Source organism: Mycolicibacterium iranicum (assembly GCF_014190915.1).
Taxonomy (GTDB): Bacteria; Actinomycetota; Actinomycetes; order Mycobacteriales; family Mycobacteriaceae; genus Mycobacterium; species Mycobacterium iranicum_B.
In genome coordinates, this window is record NZ_JACHVU010000004.1 from 493,038 (window position 1) to 519,034 (window position 25,997).

Annotated in this window: 25 protein-coding genes and 1 tRNA gene; 17 read left to right on the plus strand and 9 right to left on the minus strand. The window is 64.9% G+C overall.

Annotated elements, in window-relative coordinates:
• Window positions 1–17: 17 nt before the first annotated feature.
• Window positions 18–689 carry a TetR family transcriptional regulator gene (locus FHR72_RS12720; RefSeq protein WP_067773645.1) on the minus strand — a complete coding sequence of 224 codons (672 nt, stop codon included), beginning with the start codon at window positions 687–689 and terminating at the stop codon, window positions 18–20.
• Window positions 686–1,198, minus strand: a complete 513-nt coding sequence (locus tag FHR72_RS12725; RefSeq protein ID WP_067773704.1) for a PaaI family thioesterase — start codon at window positions 1,196–1,198, stop codon at window positions 686–688. Before FHR72_RS12725 ends, FHR72_RS12720 begins: the two co-directional genes overlap by 4 nt.
• Before the next feature lie 103 nt (window positions 1,199–1,301).
• Here FHR72_RS12725 and FHR72_RS12730 point away from each other — a divergent pair, with 103 nt between their 5' ends.
• From FHR72_RS12730 to FHR72_RS12740, 3 genes are all read left to right on the plus strand, one after another.
• Window positions 1,302–1,994 (plus strand): TetR/AcrR family transcriptional regulator, encoded by a 693-nt coding sequence (locus tag FHR72_RS12730; protein ID WP_183468337.1) that lies wholly within the window; start codon window positions 1,302–1,304, stop codon window positions 1,992–1,994.
• A gap of 502 nt (window positions 1,995–2,496) precedes the next feature.
• On the plus strand, window positions 2,497–2,820 hold the full coding sequence (locus FHR72_RS12735; RefSeq protein ID WP_030133890.1) for a YegP family protein: 324 nt from the start codon (window positions 2,497–2,499) through the stop codon (window positions 2,818–2,820).
• Window positions 2,821–2,829: 9 nt separating this feature from the next.
• The gene (locus FHR72_RS12740) at window positions 2,830–3,708 is read left to right on the plus strand and encodes a TIGR02391 family protein (RefSeq protein ID WP_050597092.1); all 879 of its coding nucleotides are present in this window, start codon (window positions 2,830–2,832) and stop codon (window positions 3,706–3,708) included.
• Between the two features lie 69 nt (window positions 3,709–3,777).
• Here the strand turns inward: FHR72_RS12740 and FHR72_RS12745 are convergent, their stop codons facing one another.
• From FHR72_RS12745 to FHR72_RS12755, 3 genes are all read right to left on the minus strand, one after another.
• Window positions 3,778–5,088: a hypothetical protein gene (locus FHR72_RS12745; RefSeq protein ID WP_067215230.1), complete on the minus strand. Its 1,311-nt coding sequence runs from the start codon at window positions 5,086–5,088 to the stop codon at window positions 3,778–3,780.
• A gap of 128 nt (window positions 5,089–5,216) precedes the next feature.
• The gene (locus FHR72_RS12750) at window positions 5,217–5,549 is read right to left on the minus strand and encodes a helix-turn-helix domain-containing protein (RefSeq protein WP_064403599.1); all 333 of its coding nucleotides are present in this window, start codon (window positions 5,547–5,549) and stop codon (window positions 5,217–5,219) included.
• A complete protein-coding gene (locus tag FHR72_RS12755; protein WP_042509754.1) occupies window positions 5,539–6,579 on the minus strand; it encodes a tyrosine-type recombinase/integrase in 1,041 nt (346 codons plus the stop codon). Before FHR72_RS12755 ends, FHR72_RS12750 begins: the two co-directional genes overlap by 11 nt.
• Window positions 6,580–6,993: 414 nt before the next feature.
• Between FHR72_RS12755 and FHR72_RS12760 the strand changes: the two genes are divergently transcribed.
• Window positions 6,994–7,353, plus strand: a complete 360-nt coding sequence (locus FHR72_RS12760; protein ID WP_183468339.1) for a helix-turn-helix transcriptional regulator — start codon at window positions 6,994–6,996, stop codon at window positions 7,351–7,353.
• A 262-nt stretch (window positions 7,354–7,615) separates the two neighbouring features.
• Window positions 7,616–8,479 carry a hypothetical protein gene (locus FHR72_RS12765; RefSeq protein WP_183468341.1) on the plus strand — a complete coding sequence of 288 codons (864 nt, stop codon included), beginning with the start codon at window positions 7,616–7,618 and terminating at the stop codon, window positions 8,477–8,479.
• 3 nt (window positions 8,480–8,482) lie between these two features.
• On the opposite strand, the gene FHR72_RS12770 is transcribed toward FHR72_RS12765, so the two are convergent.
• The 3 genes from FHR72_RS12770 to FHR72_RS12780 all read right to left on the minus strand — a co-directional run bounded on the left by FHR72_RS12770 (window position 8,483) and on the right by FHR72_RS12780 (window position 10,927).
• A complete protein-coding gene (locus tag FHR72_RS12770) occupies window positions 8,483–8,953 on the minus strand; it encodes a transposase (protein WP_183468343.1) in 471 nt (156 codons plus the stop codon).
• A gap of 80 nt (window positions 8,954–9,033) precedes the next feature.
• Window positions 9,034–10,596: an AICE element replication initiation protein gene (locus FHR72_RS12775; protein ID WP_183468345.1), complete on the minus strand. Its 1,563-nt coding sequence runs from the start codon at window positions 10,594–10,596 to the stop codon at window positions 9,034–9,036.
• A 133-nt stretch (window positions 10,597–10,729) separates the two neighbouring features.
• Window positions 10,730–10,927, minus strand: a complete 198-nt coding sequence (locus FHR72_RS12780; RefSeq protein WP_183468347.1) for a helix-turn-helix transcriptional regulator — start codon at window positions 10,925–10,927, stop codon at window positions 10,730–10,732.
• Between the two features lie 187 nt (window positions 10,928–11,114).
• Between FHR72_RS12780 and FHR72_RS12785 the strand changes: the two genes are divergently transcribed.
• Window positions 11,115–12,338: a tyrosine-type recombinase/integrase gene (locus FHR72_RS12785; protein WP_183468349.1), complete on the plus strand. Its 1,224-nt coding sequence runs from the start codon at window positions 11,115–11,117 to the stop codon at window positions 12,336–12,338.
• 8 nt (window positions 12,339–12,346) lie between these two features.
• Window positions 12,347–12,420: transfer RNA gene (locus FHR72_RS12790), tRNA-Leu, on the plus strand.
• A gap of 311 nt (window positions 12,421–12,731) precedes the next feature.
• Here the strand turns inward: FHR72_RS12790 and FHR72_RS12795 are convergent.
• Window positions 12,732–14,096, minus strand: a complete 1,365-nt coding sequence (locus FHR72_RS12795; protein WP_183468351.1) for a hypothetical protein — start codon at window positions 14,094–14,096, stop codon at window positions 12,732–12,734.
• Between the two features lie 545 nt (window positions 14,097–14,641).
• On the opposite strand from FHR72_RS12795, the gene FHR72_RS12800 reads away from it, so the two are divergent.
• The 10 genes from FHR72_RS12800 to FHR72_RS12845 all read left to right on the plus strand — a co-directional run bounded on the left by FHR72_RS12800 (window position 14,642) and on the right by FHR72_RS12845 (window position 25,969).
• Window positions 14,642–15,037 (plus strand): nitroreductase family deazaflavin-dependent oxidoreductase, encoded by a 396-nt coding sequence (locus FHR72_RS12800; protein ID WP_183468353.1) that lies wholly within the window; start codon window positions 14,642–14,644, stop codon window positions 15,035–15,037.
• Window positions 15,038–15,181: 144 nt separating this feature from the next.
• The gene (locus tag FHR72_RS12805) at window positions 15,182–15,934 is read left to right on the plus strand and encodes a dienelactone hydrolase family protein (protein WP_183468355.1); all 753 of its coding nucleotides are present in this window, start codon (window positions 15,182–15,184) and stop codon (window positions 15,932–15,934) included.
• A 166-nt stretch (window positions 15,935–16,100) separates the two neighbouring features.
• Complete coding sequence (locus tag FHR72_RS12810; RefSeq protein ID WP_260156018.1) at window positions 16,101–17,498, plus strand: amino acid ABC transporter substrate-binding protein/permease; 1,398 nt, start codon at window positions 16,101–16,103, stop codon at window positions 17,496–17,498.
• Window positions 17,495–18,268 carry an amino acid ABC transporter ATP-binding protein gene (locus FHR72_RS12815; protein WP_183468359.1) on the plus strand — a complete coding sequence of 258 codons (774 nt, stop codon included), beginning with the start codon at window positions 17,495–17,497 and terminating at the stop codon, window positions 18,266–18,268. Before FHR72_RS12810 ends, FHR72_RS12815 begins: the two co-directional genes overlap by 4 nt.
• 43 nt (window positions 18,269–18,311) lie before the next feature.
• Window positions 18,312–19,841, plus strand: coding sequence for an HNH endonuclease signature motif containing protein (locus tag FHR72_RS12820; protein WP_183468361.1), 1,530 nt, complete (start codon window positions 18,312–18,314; stop codon window positions 19,839–19,841).
• A 166-nt stretch (window positions 19,842–20,007) separates the two neighbouring features.
• Window positions 20,008–21,666: an acyl-CoA synthetase gene (locus FHR72_RS12825; RefSeq protein ID WP_183468363.1), complete on the plus strand. Its 1,659-nt coding sequence runs from the start codon at window positions 20,008–20,010 to the stop codon at window positions 21,664–21,666.
• 123 nt (window positions 21,667–21,789) lie between these two features.
• A complete protein-coding gene (locus FHR72_RS12830; protein WP_183468365.1) occupies window positions 21,790–22,653 on the plus strand; it encodes a formate/nitrite transporter family protein in 864 nt (287 codons plus the stop codon).
• Window positions 22,650–23,099, plus strand: a complete 450-nt coding sequence (gene cynS / locus FHR72_RS12835; protein ID WP_183468367.1) for a cyanase — start codon at window positions 22,650–22,652, stop codon at window positions 23,097–23,099. Before FHR72_RS12830 ends, cynS begins: the two co-directional genes overlap by 4 nt.
• 130 nt (window positions 23,100–23,229) lie before the next feature.
• Entirely contained in the window at window positions 23,230–24,996 is a 1,767-nt protein-coding gene (locus FHR72_RS12840; RefSeq protein ID WP_183468369.1) for a hypothetical protein, read from the plus strand.
• 43 nt (window positions 24,997–25,039) lie between these two features.
• Complete coding sequence (locus tag FHR72_RS12845) at window positions 25,040–25,969, plus strand: NAD(P)/FAD-dependent oxidoreductase (RefSeq protein WP_183468372.1); 930 nt, start codon at window positions 25,040–25,042, stop codon at window positions 25,967–25,969.
• Window positions 25,970–25,997 lie beyond the last annotated feature (28 nt).

Below are 25,997 nucleotides of genomic sequence, written 5' to 3' on the forward strand. Positions count from 1 at the left end.
CGATACCAGTAGTATCGTTATCGGTTGGCGGTGGGCCGAGCGGCGTTGGTCACGACGCGCCTGGTGGCTCGGTCAATGCGGTCGCGGGTGTCGGCGGCTGTCGCGCGGTCGCCGCTGAAGGCCACGAGGTTGGCCAACCAGATGTCGGAGATGACCCCAGCGACGTGCAGATCGGCGGGGGTGGGTTCGCCGCCCCTGAGCGTGCGGGCTAGCAGGATCTGGATCTCATCGGCCGCGCGGTCGAGTTCCGCGGCGGCGCGGGTGTCTGCGACGGCGAAGGCCCGTGTCATGGCCGTCGTCAGCCATGGGTCGCGCTGCCAGCGGTCATGCAGATGTGCGGTGAGCCGTTCGAGCCGTTCCAGCGGTGTGCCCTCACCACCCGCCCAGTCGCCGGCCGAGTCGAGTCGACGGAACTCGCGCGTCAGCGCTGCTACCAGCAAGTGGGTTTTCGCCGGGAAATAGCGGTAAAGCGTGCCGACGGCGATGCCGACCCGCTCGGCAACCGTCCGCATCTGAACCGCCTCGTAACCACCCGCCGCGGCCACGGCCAAAGCTGCATCCAGAATCGTTTCCCGGCGCCGTGCGGAGGCGCGTGAACGCGACGCGTTAGCGGCCCGCTTCTCTGTAGCGACCGAGTTCGCTTCCGAAGGCAGGGTTTTCCCGCGGCTGCGCGCCTGAGGGAAAGTCATGACGGCCCCGGGTCCAGACCGCCGCGGCGCGAGAACTGCTCCAGAAGATCGCCGAAAGCGCTGACATCGCCGTGTGCGGCGAAGTGCTCAGGGCTGACGACAATGAACACTGCACTGGCGGTGAAGCGGGCGATCCCGCCCTCACCCGTGCCTGTCGCCGTGACATGCAGCGCCCGCCCTTCACGAGAGACGATGTGGGCAGTAATCCGGTGGGTCTGATGCAGCGGCACCGGCCGCAAATATTCGACCGTCAGGGTGCGGGTCACCGCCGGGGTGCCGGCGATCCACAACGTGAAGCCCAGGACGTCATCACAGGCGGCGGCCACTGCCCCGCCATGAGCCAGGCCCGGGGCTCCCATATGGCGCTCGTCGAACGTCACATCGGTGTACACCGCGTCGCCGCTGCGATGCACCACCAACCGCAGTCCGTGGGGGTTGTCCGGGCCGCAACCCATGCAGGTCGTGGTGTGCGAGGGTAGCCGCTCCGGCGGCAACACGCTTTCGGGCACCATCACCCTCCAATACGAGCGGTTTCGCTGCGCTACCGTTAGTACCACACTGCTAGACTGCAGTGACAGCATCGCGTGAAAGATCGGCCGCCGAGGTGAAAGAGTGAGCGACAGCCAGTCAGTGCCAGTCCCTGACGACGACGTGGACCCTCGGCGCATCCGGTCACGCACCCGGCTGCTGGATGCTGCTGCAACGCTACTGAGCACCGGTGGGGTGGAAGCAGTCACTATCGATGCCGTCACCAAAGCATCCAAAGTGGCCCGAACCACGCTGTACCGCCACTTCCACAGTTCGTCGCATTTACTCGCAGCCACGTTCGAACGCCTACTTCCACAAGTGACCACTCCGGCACCGACCAGCGGACCCCTCCGTGAGCAGCTGATCGAATTGCTCAGCCGCCAAGCCGCACTCTTCAACGACGCACCGCTGCATGTCACGACACTCGCGTGGCTCTCATTGGGGCCCACCGGCTCCACTAACGAAGCGGATGAGCGCCACACATCCGGGGCGCTACGGGCCCGAGTCGTTGACCAGTACCGTCAACCATTTGACGCCATACTCACCAGCCCGAGAGCACAAGCCGAACTCGACGACTTCGACCGGGAACTGGCGCTCTGCCAACTCGTCGGACCACTCGCCTTCGCCCGAATGACCGGGCTTCGCACCATCACTCACAATGACTGCGCGAACATCGTCGATGACTTCCTCGCCGCCCACCGCAAGACCGATAGCGACGCCAAAGAGTCGAAGATCGCCACCAAGAAGACGGGCCGCCCCGCGCGCTTAGCTCGCTAGGCACAACGAAATCACAGCGTCCAGCCGGCTGGTCTTCGGGCCCTTTTCGCCTTCTCGCAAATCGCGTCGGCGATGGCATCGAAGGACCGTTCGTCGCCATCATCGGCGAGGCCGTGCGCGCAGATTCCATGGGCATCCGCGTGACGATTCGTGCCGGCAAAGTGAGTGCACCACCTCAGTGTTCGGACCGCCGTTTCCCGCGTTGAGAACTCTTCCCCCTACGTCCGTGAGGTGTCTCGCGGGCAACCCCTCGCATCCGCGGTCTCGCAATCCTTGGGACGCGGGGTGTCTGCGCCGCGGATCTTTATCCGGATATCGTCCGTCGTTAAGTGATCGTGCTTATTGGCAGAGGGGTCGAATTCCGAGTGGGGTGAATGCCCAAATCAGAGGTCTGTTCGAGGACGAGTTTGTTCGCTGCGTCGCAAGCGCTGGCTGTCGGTGTCTCTTGATAAGACTGTTGCGAGCTGACTGCGTACCTGTGGTCAACAGGCAGGAGGATCCGATGTACTTCAAGGTCACGGTCACTGGTGACGCCAACCGCTATCCCACGTGGGCCTTGTACGGCGACAACCATGAGATGGTCGCCTGGGCAGGCGAAGGCTTCGAATCGCAAGCCAACGCCACCAGAGCGGCAAATGCCTTCAAGTCCGGCGGGTCCGCAGCACGGTATGAGACATTCCAGGACGTCGGCGGAAGCTGGCGGTGGCGCGCATGGCGGTCGAGTGACAAAGTTGCCGCCTCAGGTGAGTCGTTCGCCAGCTCTTACAACGCGGAGCGCGCCGCCGAGAACGTGCGGGCGAACGCGCCGTATGCGACTGGGCCCTGAGCTGCGTACATGGGTGACAATGACGATCTGAAGTTGAATCCACGGTTCCTGCGGCGAGCAGCGGAACAGGTGCGCGACTTTGAGCGGGCGTTCAGCGCCCTGCTCGAGCTGTGTCAGTTCACCGCTGGGCTTCGGGCGATGGCTGGTCCCGACCTGCCTGACGAGGTACTTGCCGGCTACGCCAGTCTGCCCGCCGTGACACCGAGATCTGATGTGTCAGACGACGAATGGGTGGCGGCGAAGGGCCGCTGCTCACGGACAGCTGGCCGTATTGCGCATCTTCCCGACATCACCGGTGTGCGGATATCCCGCCCGGGATTCGGCGGTCCGGTTAACCCGTTCGAGATGTGGATAACTGTCACCCAGCCGCACTCGCTCGTACAGCCGGACGACATCCTCGCCGCGTCCGAACACACCATCGGCATCCTTGAATCGATGGTCGACCGTGTCGATGTCACCGGCGACATCAGCATCGAGGATATGCACCCTTTGGTCTGGGGCGCGGCTCGAGGCCAATGGCGCATCGAGTTGTACCGCGAAGCGGTGTCATCCGCCGTGGGCGCTGTCATCGACCACGTCCGCCAGCTCACCGGAAGGACTGACCTCGACGACAAGGACGTTTTCACGCAGGCCTTCTCGCAGAGTCCACCCAAGGCTGGTGCTCCGCGATTGCGCTGGCTCGGAGGTAATCAAGACCAGACCGTCATATCGATGAACCGCGGCTTGTTGAGTTTCTCGACGGGCGTCCATGCTGCGATCCGAAACCCAACCACCCACGACCGGACGCAGCTATCGGCGCAGGAGGCCGCCGAGAGGCTCGCCGCTTTAAGCCTTCTGGCGACTTGGGTGGAGAAGTGCAGGCTCGACAGCGTCGACGCCACGCAGTGAACAATCACTCGCGAGAACTCAAGCGCTGGAACCGCCGCCGCGAAATCCATCTGAGGCACAGCGATACGGTCAGCGGGCTCTTTCGGCGATGTAGGCGGTCCAGTCGCGGGCAGCAAGTCTGGCCCAGTCGGCGGCGTTTTTGTCGGTGAGCCCGAGCAGTTCGGCCAGGACTGGTGCGGGCATGTCGCCGGAGAGGTGGAAGAGGGTCGCTTTGCGGTTCTCGTAGGGCTTGATCCCGATGGCGACGAGCTGGGAGCGGATGTTCTCGGTGGCGAGGTGCGCTGCAGGGTTGCCGCCGGGGAACAGCCAGCCGGTTCCGCGTGAGGCGTAGAGGCTTTTGCCGCGGTGCTCGAGGTGCTCACGGATGAGGTCGTCGAGGAGCGGCGGCATCTGGACTGGAATCTTGCTGAAGGTGACGTGCACGGCCCGGTCGTCGGTGATCGCGACCTGACTGGTGCGCATGGCGACGATGCGTGAAAGCGGCTGTGCGAACAGCAATGTGAGCAGGCCCGCAATTCGTGTATAACGGCGCACGGTCGTGTCGTGCAGCAGACGCTCTACGGCCGCCCACCGCTGCGTATCGGAGACGGTTACTGAGGGCGGTGACTGCGGGACGTCGGGGACTCGGAGTTTGGTGTTGGTGCGGGATTGGCGTAGCCAGACGATGAAGGCGTACTCATGGTTCAGCATCCTGCCGACGTGTTCTTGGTAGCGCTCCAACAGATCCTGGGTCGCGGTCGCCGCACTGGCGTCATGGCGGGCGAGGAAGCCCACGAACTCGATCGCGACGCGGATGCGCCGTCGACACGCATCGGCCATCGACTTGGTCAACCGGTCTTCACGGGCGGCCTTGCGCATTCCTCGCAGCACCTGCCAGTGCGCGAATCGGCGAATCAAGGCGGCGTCCTCGGCGGGCAGTTCGGCGACGATGTCTTCGATCCAGGGCAGCATCCGTTCGATGCGGATGTCGAACGGTTCCAGGACACCGACCGCGACGAGAAGACTGCGAAGGTAGTCGTGGGCACGATCCGAGGGCAGGGTGCGGAAGGTGTCGTGGCTGATGTCGACCGCGCCGCAAGCCATCTGCCCGAGAAGTTGGGGGCCGATGCCAGGTTTCTTGCGCAGCCACCACAGCCCTGTTTGTGGGCGTTCGGAGTTCACCAGCTCGTCGAAGACCGGCCGCAATTGGCGGTGAATCTGGCCGGTCGTCGGGTCGGCGAGCAAGTCGCTGAGGCGTTCACGCAGGAAGCATCGCGCGCACCGATTGTGCCCGTAGGGATGGTCTTCGCGCCCGCATTCGCGGCACCCGAAGATCGACTCGACACCGGCACATGACGCGCACACCACCGTCTCGCCGCGTCGCCATGCCAGCGGCCGCACGACATGGCAGCCCGGACAGGTTTCGGGGTGGTAGTGCCGCCTGCGACGGCAGCCGACACAAATGCGACACCCATGCGTCAGCCGGGTCAGGTAGTTGGTGCTTGCGCACTCCCAGCAGGCTCGTCGATTCACTCGTTGTCGCCGGGGCGGCGGATCCTGGCGCGGATCGGCCGCAGGTCGCCGATCCCGGGCCCGCTGTCGTTGACTGCGGGTGCCTCGCGGATCTGTTCTTGGGCGAGCTCGAACAGATCGTTGGGGGTGCACGCCAGGATGTCGCACAGCGCCGCCAGCAGGTCGAGATTGATGCGCTGTGGAGGCTTGGTAGCGATCCGGTGAACCATCTGTCGGGAGATCTCCACGCCACGTTCGTGCAGCGGTGCGACGAGGTCGGTGGTGGCGAACATGCCGTTCTCGGCCATCAGGCGGCGCAGGTTCCACCGGAGGACGGTTCTAGTGCTCATCCTGGCTCCCTTCAGTCGTCGCGGATCCGTAGACGCGGCGCAGCGCCGCCTGCAACGTTTTGGTCTTGAAGTCGTTGGACACCGAGGTGTAAATCGCGGTGGTCGAGGCGTAAGAATGTCCGACCTGCTCGGTAACGAACCGTTCCGGGTAACCGAACTCGATCAGGTGGGTCACATAGGAGTGCCGCAGGCAGTGCAGGGTGAGGTCTTGAGGCAGACCGGCCTGCGCCCGCAAGTAGGCGAATCGCTTGTCCATTTGCTTGGTCGCCACCCGCTGCCGACGCTCAGTCAGCCACAACTCTTGACGGCTGCCGGGACTCAGAAGCGGCCGGGCTTGATCGACCCATTGGCGCAGTCCGTCGATCACCCAGTCGAACTCGGGAACGGCCAGCACCGTGCGACGCCGAGGGGCGCTGCCGCGGCTGGACTTGGCATACCGGACGTGGACGGCGCCGAACGTTCCCCACGCCGGCATCCGCGGGTTGGGACGCAGGTCGGCCACGTCGAGGTAGCACAGCTCTCGACGGCGTAACCCGAAGGCGTAGGCCGTCTTGATCATCTGCGCGTCGCGCAACGCCGCCAACGCGCCTTTGCGACCCGAACGCGCAATGATGTCCACTCGATCGGCAAGGAACGCGAACAACGTTTCCACCTCGTCGTAGGTGAACGGCCGGCGGGCGGGCTTGCCCTCGTATTCGACCAGATGCGCCGCGGTGTTGAAGTCATGGCAGACCTGCGACGGGATCCTTTCGAACCGCTGCTCGCACTGCGAGATCCAGCCATAACGGCCATCGAGTAGGTAGTCACAAAACAACCGCAGCGTCATGTGGTAGCCGCGAATTGTCGAGGGCGCCTTGCGGTTGTTTCCCGACATCAGAGCCGCCGTGAAGTCCTCGACATCGCCGGCCGTCCAATCCCACGGATGCGTCTCGGCGAACGCAGCGAACCGTCGCACGAACGCCAATCGCGATTCGATCGTGGCCTCGGCAAGCAGCCGGGACTTCTGCTGGCGTCGCCACCCCGACAGCATCGCTTCAAAGACCGCGGACGGTTCATCAAGATGGACCACGCCCGCGGCGAGAACGAGGTGCGCCGAACCTGGAACGCTCAACTGAAGGCCTCCAGACGGTCAACTCACAGTTGTCAATGTCAACGGCAAGTTACCACGATCTGGGCCGAAATCGCTCATCAGCACAAACGGGAAATGGTTCAATGGCGGCTTGGCGGCTCTCGCCCCAAGCGCCACCCGCGTGCGTCAACTTTAAGTTGATTGGCGATCTTCGCCCCCAGAATGCAAGAGGTGTGTGGTTTCGAGCGTGGGCAGCCAGGACGGGTGGTGCCGTCGCACGACAAGCTGGGCAGGACGTTCGTTGTACTGCTGCAGGTGCGGGTAATTCTTGGGCACGCGGGAGCGCTGAGCAGAGGTCCGCGGCACACTTGGAGTGTGGCCACGATAGGGACGACGAAGGCTCACCATGTTGAGCGGTTGGCGGGAAACCTGCTCAGGCTTGCGAGGGCCGAAGCCGAGATGTCGCAGCGAGAACTGGCGGCGGCGGCTCACGTCGCCGAGACGGTGATCGCTGGAATCGAGTCTGGTGCTCTCCAGCCGTCCCTGCCGGAACTGGCGAGGCTCCTCGCCGCGGTCGACCTCGAGATGCGGACAAGGCTGGCTCCTTACGACAATCACGACGACGTACTCGATGCCACCGCGAGCCGCCTGACCCCTGACCAACATGCACGCCGCCGCGACAAGCTGGACGCATTCAGCGAGGCCCTGCGCACAGGACTGGATGCCGCCGACTAATCACGCGCTTCTCGGCCTGCGAAGCGGTGGCCGTAAATCCGAGTTCTGTTCACTCGCGTGACCGGTGATGAGTGGCGCTGCGGCCGGTGATTAAGCACGCCAGTCGCCGCTCGGCATTCGCGTCCAGGCTCCACCGGATGTCACGCAGTTGAGTTGGGTGTGCTGACGGCATTCATGACCGCCGGCTGCGCGAAAGAAATTCTGGGCCCAATGTGCCTGCGGTGGTGGACCTATTGCGGCTCTACTTCGTAGTTTGGCGGACATGGGCGCGAACCAGAAGCTGCAGGCGCGATACCGGGCAGTCGAACTGCAGCGCAAGAGAAACGAGGAGCGGGCCCGCCGCGATAGAGCCAATGCGGTTAGCGCCGAGGAGATCCGGGCAATCCTACACCGAGTAGGAGCCGTTGATACCTGGGAGCGCAAGCGTTTCGACCACGCGGCCGAGAGCATCCGCGCTGATGCGGTGAAGAGGCGGTCAGGTCACTTCCGTGGGCTGCAGACCGTCGTCGAGCAGATGCGGGGCCGCGGCCAGACCTTGGCGCAGATCGCAGAGCTCACCGGTGTGGATCTCCGCGAGATTCAAACCGCGCTGCGGCGTGCGCGGTCCGGTGATACGAGCAGGCAGAATTCATCAGCTTCGACGGGAGCGAGAAGAAGACCCGACGTCGGCTCACCCGGCGTCGATCCGCGGCCAGATGATGCGGTGGACGAATCATTAAGCAGCGGCACGGGTGCCTACGATCCCACGCGGTGCATCCGCTGCGATGCAGCGATGCTCGATGAGGATGCTGCTCCTCGTCGCGGCCGTCGCCGGCTGTACTGTTCGGATCAGTGTCGTCGCGACGCGTCGGCGGCACGCAACGCCGCCCAGCGATATGGGGCGCCTATTCGCGTGATCCAAGTACCGAAAGCCGCGAATTCGCGAAAGCGCCCGGCAGAAACGTCTGAGCCGCACCAGACCGTCGCACCGATGGACGCTGCCGCAAGCGTCCTGGACGACGGCGAGGCTTTATGCGGGTTGCTCGCTCGGGTAGCGGAGCAGGCTCGGCTCAAGAACCTTGACCGTGCCACACTGACGGCTGCGCGGGAGCTGTCCAATGCCGTTCATCCGCATCGCGATTGGTGATGATTACCTGATTCGGCGACGCCTGCGTCTTGGCTCTCCAAGAGAACGTCGTGCGGCGGGACTGCACCCGGTCATGCTGGAGATGGTACGGCCAGCGGTGTGGATTGCCGTCTGGGCGAGGTCCTCGGCGAGGTAAGCGACGCTGGCCTCCAGCTTGTAAACGGCTTCCTTGCGTGCTTCGGCGATCATCCCGGCCACGTCCTCAGGATGAGGAAGAATTCCGTTCTGCCGGCCAAAATCTTCGATCACGACGTCGATGGCGTCGTCGAACTGGGTGGCCAACCGTTGGGCGTCGGTGTCGGCGTGTTCCTCGATGAAGTCGTCGCACTCGTCGGGGGTCCAGGACGGCGGAAACGGCAGATGCGTTCGGTAGAGGTGTCGGATCGTGGCATCGAGCCGGCCGGAGAACACGATCTCGGGCCAATCGCTGACCGCGGCAACCGCCAACTTCTCCAGGTCGTCGTCCAGGCTCATCGCAGCTGCTCCCTCCAGGATCGTCCTGATAGTGCCTGCAGGCACCGACAGCTCGTCGAATCTGGGACCAGAGCATGCCTTTATGCGGAGAGGTCGTCACGGTGTTCGTCCGTGTGTGAGGGCTCGGGGTGTTCGGGGCCGGGCTCTGCGGCAGGGCTGGGCCGTAGCAGCAAGGGACGCGAGGATTGCGAGGCTTGATGGGCAACTACATCTTTGGACGGTGGATAGATGGTCCACAGCAAGACATTGCGATGGTTGCGGGCCCCGTCGTCCTCGATAACCCATCCCAGTTTCCGTAGCGCCGGCGCATGTCTGCGGAGCAGACTCGTCACCTCGCGGCCGTTGCGGGGCCACTCCTTCGGGCGCCGCCAATGGTCGTCAGCCGGGGTGACGGCGGTATGTAGGTCGGCTCCGGACTTGCTGCGTAGCGGCTCTCGGATGTGGTGGCGCAGCTGTTCGATGAATGAGTTGCCTGAAAGGCTGTCCTCCGAGAGCTGGTCCGCACGTGAGGTGTAGCGCCGTAAGCCATCAGTCGACAGAACCTGGTCGACCGCCGCCAGCACGCGACCGAAGTCCGCCATGCGTGGCGCATCGTTGATTTCGATGGTTTCCAGGCGGTGATGAACATTCGCGGCCAGTTCGAATAGCCCACTCAAAATGCCTGGTAGGGCCGCGTGCCACAGCTGTCGCATCGTGGCCTCCGGCTGTCGCATGTGACGCTCTATGCGTCGCAAATCGATCATCGCCATACGTTCGGCGAGGTCGGGTCGTACCGCGCCGACGTCGATGCCGTTGATGATGACGCAGCGCCGAAACTTGACCACGGAGAGGTCAGCGTCGGTGTAGAGCGCGCGCTTGACGTTGCCGTCGCCGGTGGCGGCGCGACACAGCGAGTCCGATAACCAAGGCGGGATCGCTGAGAGGTTGTCCAGGGCGACAACCCAAGAGCCGGCGGCGGCGGTCACCCAGGAGTCGGCGTCGCGAGGTGACTGGCGCAGCGGAACGGGGGAGGGGTCGATGAGGTCGACCAGCATGCGCGTCGTCGTGGTCTTGGCGCTTCCTTGCTCGGCAAAGAGCGCCAGGACCGGATGCGGCAAATCGCACTGGATTAATGCGGCTATGAGCGCTGCGATCAGCACGGGACGGTCTTCAACGGCGATGTTGATGAAATCCCACAACCCGTTCACATCGCCGGTGGGAGGCGGTAGCGGCATCGCAGCTGTCAGCTTGGTGCGCAGAAAGCGCACCGGGGCTGTGTCGATGACCGACCAGGTGCTTGCGCAGATGCGAATGACCTTCCCGTCGGTTCTTCCTGTGTCGATGTAGCTGGTTCCGTGGAGTTCAGCGACGCGGAGATGCAGCCTCTCGGGTGGCTGATTGGCGGCCAGGCCCTCAAGGACCAGGGTGGCGTCGGTAAGGGCTTGGCCGCCGGCGACGGTGCCGGTTTCGGCGAAGTAGCGGGAGGCGAGTTCGGCGCGCAGGCCGGCCTTCCCCGCACGCAGCAGAATCGCCAAATGAGGGCGGGCACGGTCAGCGCCGAACGGCTCTCCGTCCTCTGAGACGCCGAGGAGATACCGCTCTTGAGCCATGGCTACCAGGCGCGCGGCCACTGACTTCTTGTCGCTCTCGTTGCTGGCGCTCACAGGTTTTCCTGCCTGCGGTACTCCTGCAGGCGAGCATGACGGGCTATTCTCATGGCGAGCTTCCGGTTGAGCGATCGGGTGGTTCGAACGAAAGGCCTCGGCTAGACCCCGAGGTCTTTCTCATGCGCAGGCATTACGCGGCATCGCCACCTCCGCGCCGAGTTGCGCTCTCCCGCTGCGAGATCCATCGCAGAACCTCGTCGCGTCGATACACGACCCGGCGGCCTAAGGTGAAGCTTGCTGGACCGATATCCGAATGACGCCAATACCTGAGCGTTCCAACCGGGACACCGGTTATGTCCGAGACTTCCTTCGCTCCTAGCAATTCCATCAGATTCCTCCCGAATCTCGATTGTCTTGACTGAGCCAACAGTGACCGGGTAGACATCGACGTGTCCACCACCGCACCCACATTCACCGAAAAGTCGTTCGGGTCATCCTGATGCGACCTAAGTGGACGCCGACCGGCGACTTGCAAAGCGGATGAGTACCACGGATTGCTGCGGTAGGGTCGATTCGTGATCACCCGGAACGAACGGGCAGGAATCGACGACCGCTGGCACAAGCGCGTCAAAGAATCAGATGGCGCCATGCGCACCGAGCGGTCCGCGGTCTACGGCAAGGTGTCGCGCTGGCGTGTCAGGTGGGTCGACAGCTCAGGCACTGAACGCACTAAGAGTTTCCAGCGCAAGCCGGATGCGCAGGCCTACCTAAATCTGCTGACCGCCGATGTCCAGCGCGGTGAGTATGTCGATCCGCGGAAGAGCGCGGAGACGTTTGGATCGGTTGCCGAGCAGTGGTTCGCCACCAAACAGCACCGTAAGCCGAAAACCGTTGCTGGCTATCGTTCGTTGCTCGACACCGTGGTGCTGCCGAAGTGGGAAGGTGTTCCACTGAAAAGGATTGATTACGAATCTTATTCGACGTGGCTGGGGTCGCTGTCTGTCGAGGGTGGGCAGCGTGGAACCGGCCTGTCGGCGAGTCGGATTACCCAAGCGCATCAGCTGGTAGGTGCTGTCCTCAAGTACGCCCAGAGAACGGGCAAGGTCGCTAAGAACGTTGCACTCGAGATCAAGCGGGACGAAGACCTTCCCGAGCAAGCCGAGCGTGAGCGGCGCTACCTGAGTCACGCCGAGCTGTTGATGCTGGCCAAGGCCGCTGATCGGTTCGAGACGCTGACGCTGGTGCTGGGTTACTGCGGACTGAGGTTCGGCGAAGCCGTTGCGTTGCGGCGCCGGCATGTGGTGGATCGGATGCTGACGGTGCGCTCGTCCGCAACCGCGGTCACCGGTAAGGGCATCGTGGAGTCGACGACCAAGACGAAGCGCGATCGTCACGTTCCAGTGCCTGAACCTGTTTGGAAGAAGCTCAAGGCTGAGCTACCCGCCGACCCGAACGCGCTTGTCTTCCCCAGCCGCAAGGGCGGGTTCCTTCCCCTCGGTGAGTACCGCTGGGCATTCGATAACGCCTGCGAAGACGTCGGCATCGAAGGGCTGGTACCTCACGGCCTGAGACACACCACGGCGTCACTGGCGATTAGCGCAGGCGCTAACGTCAAGGTCGTGCAGAGACTCCTGGGGCACGCGACCGCCGCGATGACGCTGGACCGGTATGGCCACCTGCTCAACGACGATTTGAGCGACGTGGCTGATGCGCTTGGCAAGGCCATCGACAGCACTGCGGTATTACTGCGGTACCCAGGACGTCAGAAGAAGGCTGAAACAGGCCAAAGTACCCTCTGAGCTGCGACGCCCCCATAGCCCAATTGGCAGAGGCAGCGGACTTAAAATCCGCCAAGTGTCGGTTCGAGTCCGACTGGGGGCACCGCACGCGGCCCGCTCGGGGACGTCCAGTACAGCGCAAACGGGCTGCCGCCCAACACGGTCGCTACGGCAGCTTCGTGTCTAGACCTGGTACCCGGCCCCTATCCCTAGCCGCGAAATGCGGTAACGCGACATTCATGGGCGATGAATGTCCATTATGGGCAGACCCCATCTTCAGTGATTACCCCTGGGCATCATGAGTTACCGATAAGGCAACTTCCTGATCACCAGCAGGCTGGTGCTAGACGAGCTGAGAGAAGCGTGGCAATCCACGGCCATGGTGCACGCTGCAGAGAAACGCGTTCCATTTTGTCAGTCAAACGTCTCCGCGAATGCTCGCCATCTGATGCCGTTGGCACGGTTGAATGCCACCTGCCAGGTGGCATTTGCCCAGATTGCGAAGGCCTCGTTGTCACCGGACGGTGCCGGAGGCGTCTCTTGCTCCTTGCCTGGAATCGTACTGCCGACCACTAGGACGCCGGCCCCGTCTGGACTTTCGACGGCCCCCGCCATCGACTGCCAGCTGGCAGCCCCCGTTAACGAATTGTCGCTCACGCGTTGCCATCTAATGCCGTCATCAGACCACCACATAGCTGCGTCCATTTGTCGTGGGTCCCCGAAGTCGTCTTCGCCGAAGGCTAGCCAAACACCGTGCGTATACATGATGTCAGATACCTTCTGTGCGCCCTTAACCTCGGCGAAGCCTTCTAGCTTTTCCCAATGCTGACCATCAGCCGAGGACCAGATGGCTCCATCCCGTGCCCACCGGTTCTCCTCCTCGGTATGGGCAGTGTCATAGTCTGGGTCCTCGCTGCGGTCCGTTCCTGCTGCAAACCAGCGCCCATGTTCGTAGTTCACCGAGTAGATTTGCACCTTCGAACTCGGGCCGAACGAAAACTTAATCCATGGGTCTGCTCCATTCCGAAACCAGGCGACAGCGGTGCCATCGACGCCCCCCACTACCACCTGCCTACTTCCGTCCTGGGCGAAACCGTCGAACCACCCTGCTTCTGGCATATCCAAATCAACTGCTTCTTCTAAAGACTCGGTATCTGTACGCATCCGCCAGGCCTTACCGCGGCTGATGTCATCCGGCGCAGTGTCCCATCCGACCAAAACGACGCCGTTGTCGGTCCTAGTCACTGCCGAGACGACGCGATGCGCGACCTTTCCTCCGTCGATTTCGATGCCGCCGAGAAGTCGACCGATGTCCTCGTTCCACAGGCGTCGCCACGAATGCCCGTCTGGCGAGGTCCATATCGCACCATCCAAATATTCGTCGGTGTCAGCTTTTCGGTACCAGCCGACTGCGACGAATTGTTTGCCGTCATGCACGACGTCAGTCATGGAATAGCGGCCCTCGGCCGACACAAGGCTAACGCTCTGATTCGATGTCGTTTCAAACCCGTAGCACTGAAGAAACCAGACGGCCGAGAAGGTGAGGCCCGCCGTCAGTGCACTAGAAATGATGACGTAGCCCAGTGGCGCATGATCGGCCGATAGATTGACCCGTTCATTGCGTATGTAGCCGATGACACGCGGGATTACTGTCGTCATGATTACTCCGACGACCGCCCCGCCAAGGACACCGCCCAGGCCATATCCCCATTGCAGGGAAACGAACGCCAGTGCCGCCGCGGCGAAAGTGCTAATGGCGATTAGTCTGAGCGCAACCATGTCCTCCCCCTTTACATTGATTGTGCAAAGTGGAAAGTAACACTTGAGAATCAATCACGCGCAGAACTCGGTGCGACGTGGAGGCGCCGCAGTTGCCTAGCGTGTGCCCGTAACCGGCTTGTGTTTGTCAGCCGTAGAGCAGATGCAGGTGAACCGCTCGGTCGCGTTGCCCAAAGAGGGTACGCCGCGTCGACCGGGGCAGTAGGCGGGAATCTATGCATAGGTTGGCTGTTGCTGCACCCCGGTTGAACGAGACGGGCAGCCGATAAGCCGCAACGGCCGTACAAGCGCACTGCTTCGTCGTCAACTCTGAGGCCCGCTGGCCGGACCTCGACCGCAAATGCTCACCGACGAAGGCACTTCAGGTCATTGGCCGCTGCTGCGGGCCGCCTGCAAATTCAAGCTTTCCCCGGCCTTGATCACCGTCTGGTCGTGGATGTAGTGAGATCGCTGGAGCCGATCAATCAGTTGTCGTTGTCGCTGGCCGCTCCCTGCGTCGGTATCGCGTCCGCAAGAAACTAGAACCGATACCTAAACTCCGAAGAATGCGCATGCCTCGCCGAATAGCAGCGTTCAACAAGCGAGTCACCAATCCGGCGGCCCGGACGCTCACACCGTGGCTTCCAAACCTCGGGACGCTCGAGCACGTCGGACGGAAGTCGGGTAAGCGATATCGAACGCCCCTTCTGGTCTTCAAGACCCAGGATGGCTATGCCACCCTCATCGGCTACGGGCCACAGACGGACTGGTTGAAGAATGTGCTCGCCGGCGGACCGATTGTGCTGCGCAAGCGTGGACGCAATATCGCGCTCGTCAATCCGAAGGTGGTGAGCAAGGCCGAGGCCGCCGCCCTCGTCACGCCGCGTTCTCGGCCGCTCTTCCGAGCATTTCCCTACGACGAGGCAGCCGTGCTGCTGACGAACGCCGGCCCCTCGCGCTGACCGTCGTACTGCACGCGGACTGTGAGCGAGAAACGGGTAAAGCCCACGTTCGGTTCGAGGCCGACTCGGCAACCTGTCGGCCCACCTTCGGCCGAGAGCGAACGACCGCATGGGCAAGCCGACCGCTCGATAGCGTGCGTGCTGATGATTGCCACGCGTGAAGTCACCTATGACGTCGACGGCATGACCATGGCCGCCCACCTTGCCCTGCCGAGTGGCGACGGGCCGTGGCCGGCTGTCCTCATCGGACACGACGGGGTCGGCCTCGACGATTACCAACGGGGTCGCGCCGACGATCTCGCCGCACGCGGTTATGTGGCGCTGGCGATGGACTATCACGGCGGCGAGGTGTACTTCGGCAGGCCGGAAGCGATGCTGGCCCGAGTGCTATCTCTGCTCGATGATGCTGCGCGGATGCAGGCCGTTGGCAGCGCTGCGCTCGACGTCCTTCTCGCGGTTCCCGGCGTCGCCCCGGACAGACTCGCAGCCCTCGGCTACGGCGCCGGCGGCAGTATCGTCCTCGAACTCGCCCGAGCCCGAGTGCCGTTCAAAGCCGTCGCCGTCGTCCACCCCGGCGTGCCAAAGGTCGTGACCGAGGACTGGGCCGAAGTGACCGGCGCCTTCCTCCTGTGCACCGGCTCCGAGGACCCGCTGTGCACCCCTGACCAGCTCCTGACGTTCGGCCGCGAGCTGCAGGCCGCCGGTGTCGACTGGCGCGTGAATGTCTACGGCGGCGCCGAGCACGCCTTCTGGGCCCGCCCGACCAACCCCGACGGGTCGCCCATCGAGGGCACCGCCCACACCGCGGCCACGGTGCCCGGCGTCGGCTATCACCCGGCGCATACTCCGCGCGCCTGGCGTGCGGTGCTCGACCTGTTTGATGAAGCGCTCGCCTGAGGCACGCCCACCAGTCAAATCTCTTCGACGGAGCCAGGTCAGGACTAGCGTGTGACTGCCCGCCCGGGCCAGATGGGAGACAGTCATGCGTAACGGTTGGCCACTGCACGACGACGCGCCACGGCGGCGACAACCCGCCGGGGGCCTGGCCGTCGCCGTTCTGGCGATGCTGCTGGGGCTCCTGGGCACGGCGACGCTTGCGGCGCCGTCCGCGCAGGCCGACGGCGAAACGTACGTCATCGCCACCGACACCACGTTCGCCCCGTTCGAATTCCAGGACAACGACGGCAACTTCGTCGGCATCGACATGGACCTGATCCGTGCCATCGCCGAGGATCAGAAGTTCAACGTCGACATCAAGCCGCTCGGATTCGACGCGGCCCTGCAGGCCGTCCAGGCCAATCAGGTCGACGGCGTCATCGCCGGAATGTCGATCACCGACGAACGCCGGCAGGTCTTCGACTTCTCCGAACCGTATTTCGAATCCGGCATCCAGATGGCGGTGCTCGAAGACGACGAGGACATCAAGTCCTACGAGGATCTGCGTGGTAAGCGGGTGTCGGTCAAGAACGGCACCCAGGGCGCGGATTTCGCGAACTCGATCAAGGACCGGTACGGCTTCGAGGTCGTGTCGTTCGCCGACTCGTCGACGATGTTCGACGAGGTCAAGACCGGCAACTCGGTCGCCGTCTTCGAGGACTACCCGGTGCTGCTCTACGGCATCGCCCAGGGCAACGGATTCAAAACCGTGACACCGAAGGAAGATCCGACCGGCTACGGCTTCGCCGTCAACAAGGGCCAGAACGCCGAACTGCTCCAGAAGTTCAACACCGGCTTGAACAACCTCAAACAGTCGGGCCGCTACGACGAGATCATCGACGCCTACCTCGGCGAGGACGCCACGGCCGCCGACGACTCGTTCTTCGGACTGATCAAGAGCACCCTCCCGCTGCTGCTCGAGGGTCTGAAGATGACGATCATCCTGACCGTCGTGTCCATCGCCATTGCTTTGGTGCTCGGCACGTTCTTCGGGCTGATGCGTGTGTCCCGATCCATCTGGCTGCGCGCCGTCGGCACCACCTTCGTCGACATCTTCCGCGGCACACCGCTTCTGGTGCAGGCCTTCTTCATCTACTTCGGCATACCGTCGGCCCTCGGGTTCCAGATGTCGGCACTGACGGCCGGCATCATCACGTTGTCGCTCAACGCCGGGGCCTATATGACCGAAATCGTCCGCGGCGGCATCCTGTCCGTGGACAAGGGGCAGATGGAAGCCGCCCGCAGCCTCGGCATCGGGTATCTACCCACCATGCGGAAAGTGATTCTGCCGCAGGCGATCCGCACGATGATCCCGTCCTACATCAACCAGTTCGTGATCACACTCAAGGACACGTCGATCCTGTCGGTCATCGGTATCGCCGAACTCACGCAGACCGGCCGGATCATCATCGCCGGCAACTACAAATCCTTCGAGATGTGGCTGATCATCGGCATCGTCTACTTCATGGTGATCATGGCGCTGACCAAGCTGTCCGACCGGGTCGAGAAAAGGATCGTGAAATGAGCCAGCTGATTCCGGAAGCGGCGGCCACCGAGCCGCAGGGCAAGGTCAAAATCCGCATCAAAGGCCTGAAGAAGTCCTTCGGTGATCTCGTCGTCCTCGACGGCATCGACACCACGGTCAAGCACGGTGAGGTCGTCTGCGTGATCGGGCCGTCCGGGTCGGGCAAGTCCACGTTCCTGCGGTGTCTGAACAAGCTGGAGGACATCACGGGAGGGACGGTCGTCATCGACGACTTCGACCTCTCCGACCCGAAGGTCGACCTCGACCAGGTGCGTCAGCACATCGGAATGGTGTTCCAGCACTTCAACCTCTTCCCGCACATGACGGTCATCGAAAACGTCACGCTCGCACCGCTTCTGACCAAGAAGATGGACAAGGCGGCCGCGGAGAAAAGGGCCCTCGAACTGCTCGAACAGGTGGGGCTCGGCGACAAGGCCCACGTCAAACCCGCCACCCTGTCGGGCGGTCAGAAGCAGCGTGTCGCCATCGCGCGGGCGCTGGCGATGAACCCGTCGATCATGCTGTTCGACGAGGCCACCAGCGCGCTGGACCCGGAGATGGTCGGCGACGTTCTCGAGGTGCTGCGCGAATTGGCCTCCGGCGGCATGACGATGGTGGTGGTCACCCATGAGATGGGTTTCGCGCGGGAGGTGTCCTCCCGCGTGCTGTTCATGGCCGACGGCAAGATCGTCGAGGACGACACCCCGGCCGAGGTGTTCGACAACCCCAAACATCCGCGGCTGCAGGAGTTCCTGTCGAAGGTGCTGTAGCTCCGGGTGCAGGAGTTTGCCCGCCGCAGTTGTCGGTGGTCGAATGTATGTTCGAAGTATGTCGACGACGGGTGGACTGCAGGCAGCGGTTGCCGCGCTGCGTGCTGCCATCGACGACTTGGCCGGCTGCGAGGTGGACCTGCTGACCCGCGCCGATCTCGTCGAGGCCCTCGATGAACTCGAAACCCTGTCGTGCCGGCTGCCTTCGGTCGGTCACCGCATGTTGGCCCGGCTCCAGGCCGAGGCCACGCCGCAGGAGATGGGCGCCAAGTCGTTCAAAGAAGTGCTGTCGGTGCGGTGGCGGATATCCACCGGCGAGGCCCACCGGCGGCTCACGGAGGCCGCACTCCTCGCGCCGCGGCAGGGGCTGACCGGACCTTCGCTGCCTCCGGCGCTGCCCGCCACGGCAGCCGCTCAAGGGCTCGGGCTGATCAACGGCGAGCATGTCGAGGTCATCCGCAAGGCCGTCGACCGGTTGCCGGGGTTCGTCGACCCGGTCACCCAAGAGCAGTTCGAGGTGCAATTGGTCCGTACCGCAGTCGGTAACGGCCCCAAGGAACTCGAAGACTGCGCCGATCGGATCCTGTTCCTGCTCGACCAGGACGGACCTGAACCCGACGACGCCGATCGCGCCCGCAAGCGGGCGGTGTCGAAGAGCAGGCAGCGCGACGACGGCATGATCGACCTCAGGGCCACGCTGACGCCCGAGGCGTGGGCGGTGTGGGAAGCGATCTTCGCGAGGTACGCCGCGCCCGGCATGTGCAATCCCGACGACACCGAACCGTGCACGTCGGGGACTCCGTCACAGGCCCAGATCGACAACGACGGACGCAGCCTCGCCCAGCGTCAACACGACGCCATGGTCGCCGCCGGGCGCATCGCCTTGATGAGTGGTGAACTCGGGCAACTCAATGGCCTGCCGGTGTCCATCATCATCCGCACCACGCTGCAGGACCTCGAGTCTCGGGCCGGAGTCGGCGTCACCGGGGGAGGAACCGTGATGCCGATCGCCGACGTGATCCGTGCGGCCGGTCACGCCAACCACTATCTGGCGGTGTTCGACCGCGCCACCGGGTCGGCGCTGAACCTGTTCCGCGCCAGGCGGACTGCGTCCCCGGCGCAGCGGATCATGGCGATCGCCCGTGACGGTGGATGTACCAAGCCGTGCTGCACCGTCGGCGCCTACGGTTCTCAGGTGCATCACGTCACCGCAGATTGGGCCGACGGCGGCAACACCAACATCGACGAACTGGGCCTGGCGTGCGGACCCGACAACCGCAGCGTCGGGCAGGGCGGGTGGAGCACCCGGATGAACGACCGCTGCGAGGTCGAATGGATTCCGCCTCCGCAACTGGACACCGGCCAAGCCCGGGTCAACAACTATCACCGGCCCGAACGGCTGCTGCAGCCATCTGAGAGCGAGACGGAAGCTCTGCGCGACAACGGTATTGACGTGTCCACGGACGACTCAGGGCCCGATCGGGTCGACCGAAACGAAACGGCGGTTCCCCACTCGGACGGCGATCCGCATCAGCCCGGCGGACCCGCACCCCCGGACAATCGAGCCGCGTGACGGCCCAGGCCGCCGGCTGCTCGGACCGGCCGGAGCGGCGACGACTGGCGTCCCCGAGCGTCGACAGCATCGCAACAGACTGACAACGCGCGATGTCGACCAGTGAGTTGACAGCTGTCGACGCTTGCTAGTTTGCAAGCAGACGACACGGCGAGGAGGCCTCCGGATGAATGACGTGCTGGGCAATGTGCGGCAGAAGCTGCAGCAGGTGTCCGAGTCGGGGCGGGCGGTGAAGCGCCTGGTGGACACCGGCATCATCGATTTCTCCGATCTGAAGTCATCGGTGCAGACGGCGAAGATGTCCCGCGTCTACGGTCCGCAGGCCACCATGACGATCCAGGGCGGACGCAAGTACGCCGAGTTGCCCGCGATCGTCGACGAGCGCGGCACCCTGACCTACCGGCAGGTCGACGATCAGTCCTGGGCATTGGCGCACGGATTGCGCAGACTGGGTGTCGCCGCGGGCTCGGTCGTCGGGGTGCTGTGCCGCGACCATCGCGGCCTGGTCATCACGATGGCCGCCTGCGGGAAGCTCGGCGCCCGGATGGTGTTGATGAACACCGGCTTCGCCAAGCCGCAGTTCGCCGAAGTCTGTCAGCGCGAGAACGTCGCGGTGGTCCTGCACGACAGTGAGTTCCTCGGCTTGCTCGACGCGCTGCCCACCGACATGCCGCGGGTGCTGACCTGGGTCGACGACGGCACCGACGTGCCGCAGGGGGTGCCGACGCTCGACGACATCGTCGCGACCAGTTCCACGGAACCGCTGCCGCCGCCGGACAAGGCCGGCGGGTCGGTCATCTTGACCAGCGGCACCACCGGCCTGCCCAAGGGGGCGCCCCGCGATAGCGTGTCACCGTTGGCCACGGCCCAGATCGTCGACCGAATTCCGTTCCCGCACAAGGGAACCATGGTGATCGTGTCACCAATCTTCCACAGCACGGGCTGGGCCACCTATACCGTGGGCGCGGCGTTCGGCAACAAGGTGGTGACCGCCCGTCGGTTCAAGGCCGAGGCGACGCTCGAGCTCATCGCGACGCACAAGGCCGACATGCTGGTCGCCGTCCCGACGATGCTGCACCGCATGGTCGAGCTGGGCCCAGAGATCATCGGCAAGTACGACACCTCGTCGCTGAAGGTGATCCTGATCGCCGGATCGGCGCTGAGCCCGGAACTGTCGAATCGGGTGCAGGACACGTTCGGCGACGTCCTCTACAACATGTACGGGTCCACCGAGTGTGCGATCGCCAGCGTGGCGACCCCGGCCGAGTTGCGCGCCGCGCCCGGCACCGCGGGCCGCTCGCCGATCACCTGCGAGGTCGTCCTCTACGACGAACACGATCAGCGCATCGAGGGCCACAACCGGCGCGGGCGGATCTTCGTCCGCAACGGAGCGCCGTTCTCCGGATACACCGACGGCCGCCACAAGCAGATCATCGACGGCTACATGTCGAGCGGGGACATGGGCCACTTCAACGACGACGGGCTGCTGTTCGTCGACGGCCGCGACGACGACATGATCGTCTCGGGCGGCGAGAACGTCTTCCCCCAGGAGGTCGAGAACCTGCTCGAGGCGCGACCGGACGTCGCCGAGGTCGCCGTGGTGGGCGTGGACGACGTCGAATTCGGGAAACGCCTGCGCGCGTTCATCGTCGCCGAGCCGGGTGCGGCCAAGGACCCCGCCGAGATCAAGCTCCACGTCAAAGAGAACCTGGCCCGCCACAAGGTCCCCCGGGACGTGGTGTTCGTCGACGAACTCCCGCGCAACGCCACGGGCAAGCTGCTGCGCCGGGTTCTCTCCGAGATGGAGGTCGACAGCTCGAGCTGACCTGTCCTCACACGCCGCCGCGACGGCTGTGAGCGGGTGGCAACACAGGCGCATCGACCTCGTTGCCGATCGGCAATACGCACCAGGAAATCTGCCGGGAGTTGCTCAATCCGGAAGGTTCCCATGTCCTACGTCACTCCGCGCGACTTCGTCGGCAAGATGATCGATGCCGGCGAAGCGAAAGCCCTCATGTCCACCCGCGACACCCTGATCCGCGCCTTCATGGCCGGCGCGATCCTGGCGCTGGCCGCTGCGTTCGCGGTGACGATCACGGTGCAGACCGGGAACGCCCTGCTGGGTGCGGTGCTGTTCCCGGTCGGGTTCTGCCTGCTCTACCTGCTGGGGTTCGACCTGCTGACCGGCGTGTTCACGTTGGTGCCGCTGGCACTGCTCGACAAGCGCCGGGGAGTCACCCTCAAGTCGCTGATGCGTAACTGGGGCCTGGTCTTCGTCGGGAACTTCGCGGGCGCCATCCTGGTCGCGCTGATGATGGCGGTGGTCTTCACCTACGGCTTCAGCGTCGATCCCAACGAGGTCGGACAGCGGTTGGGCGAAATCGGGCACAGCCGCACGGTCGGGTACGCCGAACACGGTGCGGCGGGCATGCTGACGTTGTTCATCCGCGGCGTGCTGTGCAACTGGATGGTCTCCACCGGCGTGGTCGCCGCGATGATGTCGACGAGCGTGTCCGGCAAGGTGATCGCGATGTGGATGCCGATCATGCTGTTCTTCTACATGGGATTCGAGCACTCGATCGTCAACATGTTCCTGTTCCCCTCCGGATTGATGCTCGGCGGCGACTTCTCCATCGCCGATTACCTGTTCTGGAACGAGATCCCGACCGTGATCGGCAACCTCGTCGGCGGGCTTGCCTTCGTCGGACTCACCCTGTTCGCGACCCACGCCCGCACCGGTGCTTCGCGCTTCGTCGAAGGCCCGTCCGACGACCGCGGCCTCGTCGGAGCGACGAACGGCAGCGTTCGATGACACCGATCATGGCGAAAAGCGATGCCGCCGAACTGATCAGGTCCGCGCGGATCCGCAAGAAGCTGACGTGGTCGGCGATCGCCGACGAGATCGATGCACCCGTGGTGTGGTGCGTGGCTGCGTTGCTCGGCCAGCATCCGGTGCCGGCCGGTCAGGCCGACCGGGTGTGCGCCCTGCTCGATCTCGACTCGTCGGTCGCGGAGAGCCTGCAGCAGCAACCCTCTCGGGGCATCGAACCGTCACTGACGTCCGATCCGACGATCTACCGGTTCCACGAGGCGCTGGCCGTGTACGGCCCGGCGCTGAAGGAGTTGATCCACGAGGAGTTCGGCGACGGCATCATGAGCGCGATCAACTTCAAGGTCGACATCAAGCGGCGCGCGGATCCCGACGGCGATCGCGTGGTCGTCACCTTCGACGGAAAGTTCCTCGACTACCGCTGGTAGAAATCGGTGCCACCGATGCTCCCCTCGCAAAAATGACCACTTCGTCAAAAGTGTCTAGACCGGCCTGATCGTGTTCTACCGTGAGCCGCGGCCGGCGTGATCCGGCCGTCAACACGAGGTTGGGAGACTGATGGCGCAACTGTCGGCGTGGATGGGTGCAAGCATGGTCGCCGCGGGTGTCTCTGCGGCGTTGATCGTCGGAGCCGACACCGCGAGTGCTGATACCGGGTCCGACACGACGGGCGCGAGTGCCAGTGCGACCGGCGGCACCGCTGACACCGACACCGCGGACCCGTCGGGCAGCGCCGACGCCACCGACGCGGCCGACGCCGAGACCGACGCCGACGCCGACGCTGACGCCGACGCCGACGCCGACGCCGACGTCGAGGCCGGGGTTGGCGACGAGGACGCCGACGACGTCGACGAGACCGACACCGGCGAGACCGACGTCGACGGCGCCGAGGAGCACGAGGTCGCAGAGACGTCCGGCCCCTCCAAGAACAACGGCCCCGACTCCGAGCTTCCGGGCACGGACGCCGAGGCCGCGGCGGAGACCGGCGAGGACGCATCGAGCGACGGGAGCGTCGCGGACGATCCTGCCGCCGGCGGCGACACCGAACCGTCAGAAGCGCCCGCCACCGCCGACGCGCCGCAGCCCGCGGGTGCCGTCGACGCGCCGGCCGTCGCCGCCCCAGCGTCATTGCACGGCGGGGCGCACAGAAGTGTTGCCGGACAGCGGGTTTCGGCAACGCTTGACGCCCCGGGGACGCTCGCGGCACCCGCGCCGCGATCGCTGCAGGAGGTCTTCCAATCGCTGATGATGGAGATCATCGGGGCGGCAGTGCGATTCGTGTCCGGACCGCCCGTGGTGCCGCGGGACAGCAACGTCACCGTGCGCAGCTCACGGCTGGAGATCACCGAGGGTCGCAGCATCCGCGCGGACTGGTACTACCCGGACGGCGCAGAACCGCCGCAGCGGCTCATCTACCTTCAGCACGGCTATCTCGGCATCGGCCCGATGTACAGCTACACCGCCGCCTGGCTGGCCGAGCGCACCAACAGCATCGTCGTCGCCCCCACGCTGTCGTCGAATCGCTATGTGAAGGACGGCTTCTGGCTCGGTGACGACCAGGTGTACCGCGCCACCGCCGACCTGCTCCTCGGCGACCGGGACGCGCTGACCGCCAGCGCAGTGGCCGCCGGCTTCGCCCGGAAGTACGGCGCCGACGCCACACTGCCGGAGAGCTTCACGCTCGTCGGGCATTCGCTCGGGGCCGGCGTGGCCGCCGGCGCGGCGGGGTACTACGCCGACGCGGTCACCGCCAGCGGCGCCACGAACCGGCTGGCCGGGATCATCCTGCTCGACGGGGCCCCGCCCGGAAACGTGCTCCCCGAGGCCCTCGACAAACTCGACGGGCTCGGTGGCTACATCCCGGTGCTCGAGCTGGGCGCCCCGCGAGACGGCGAGACCCGCCGCGTCGACGCCGCCCTCAACGCACACCGGCCCGGGCACTTCAACGGAGTGGTGCTCGACAACGGCGAACACCTCGATTCCATGCAGGGCGGAAGCTGGCTCATCCAGTTCGTTTCGTACCTCTACCAGGGGTTTCCGACCGAGCAGAACAAGTCCGCTGCGCAGACCCTCATCGCCGGCTGGATCAACGACATCTTCGCGGGCCGGATCGATCCGTCGACGGGCCGGTGCGAGACCGGTGAGTGCGCCGGCATCTACGCCGACCCGGGGGCGCCTGTCTCCGTTTCGACCCCGAAGGGGCCGGCTACCGGTGTCGTCATCGGCACCGCGGCTGCGCCGACGAGTGTCGAGTTCCGGCCACTGTCCGTCACCTCCCTGGTGTCGCGACGGGCCACCGCGGTGAGCCTGTCGACGACCGGATGAGCTGACGCGGGCGCCGCCGCGAACCGCGGCTACCCTCGCTGCCATGCCCTCCTCACGCGTCGCCGTCGTCGGTGCCGGGTTGTCGGGCGCGGCGTGCGCGCAGGCGCTGCGCGAACGCGGCGTCAGCGTCGACATCCTGGAGAGGGGGCGCGGACCCGGCGGCCGGATGGCGTCGCCGACCCTGCACGGCCGTCGCGTCGACATGGGTGCCGCGTACTTCACCGTCAAAGACCCGGAATTCGCCGCCGTGGTCGATGACTGGACCCGCCGCGGCCTGGCCCGGCCGTGGACCGACACCTTCGACGTGCTGTCACCCAACGGACGCGACACCACGGCGGGGCCCGTCCGCTTCGCGGCGCCCGACGGCCTGCGCTCCCTGGTACGTGAGCTCCTGCCCGACGATGTCCGCTTCGAGGCGCAGGTCGGCTCGCTCGACCACCTCACCCACGACGCCGTCGTCCTGGCCATGCCCGATCCGCAGGCCGCCCGTCTCGCGCCCGATGCCTGCGACTGGGTGGACTACGAACCGGTGATCGCCGTCGCGGCGGGCTGGGCCGACCGGTGCTGGACCGTCGGCGACGCCGCGTTCGTCAACGACGACGACGACCTGTCCTTCGTCGCCGACGACGGCGCCCGGCGCGGCGACGCTGCACCCGTCCTCGTCGCCCACACCACCGCATCGCGCGCGCAACAACACCTCGACCAGCCCGGCGACGCGGTGGCGCCCGTGATCGCGGCGCTGGGCCGGCTGCTCGACGTCGCCACCGCACCGTCGTGGACGCACGCGCACCGCTGGACGTTCGCCAAGCCCGCGGGCACGCACGGTGACGCCGAGTTCGGGCTGCTCACCGACGGGCGTCCCCTCGGGCTGTGCGGCGACGCGTGGTGCCCGACAGGCTCGCCGCGCGTCGAATCGGCGTGGCTGTCGGGCCGACGGCTGGGCGCCGCGGTCGCCGCTGTGCTGTCGGATTGATGGCGTTCCCCACCGAGGTGGTGGTCCA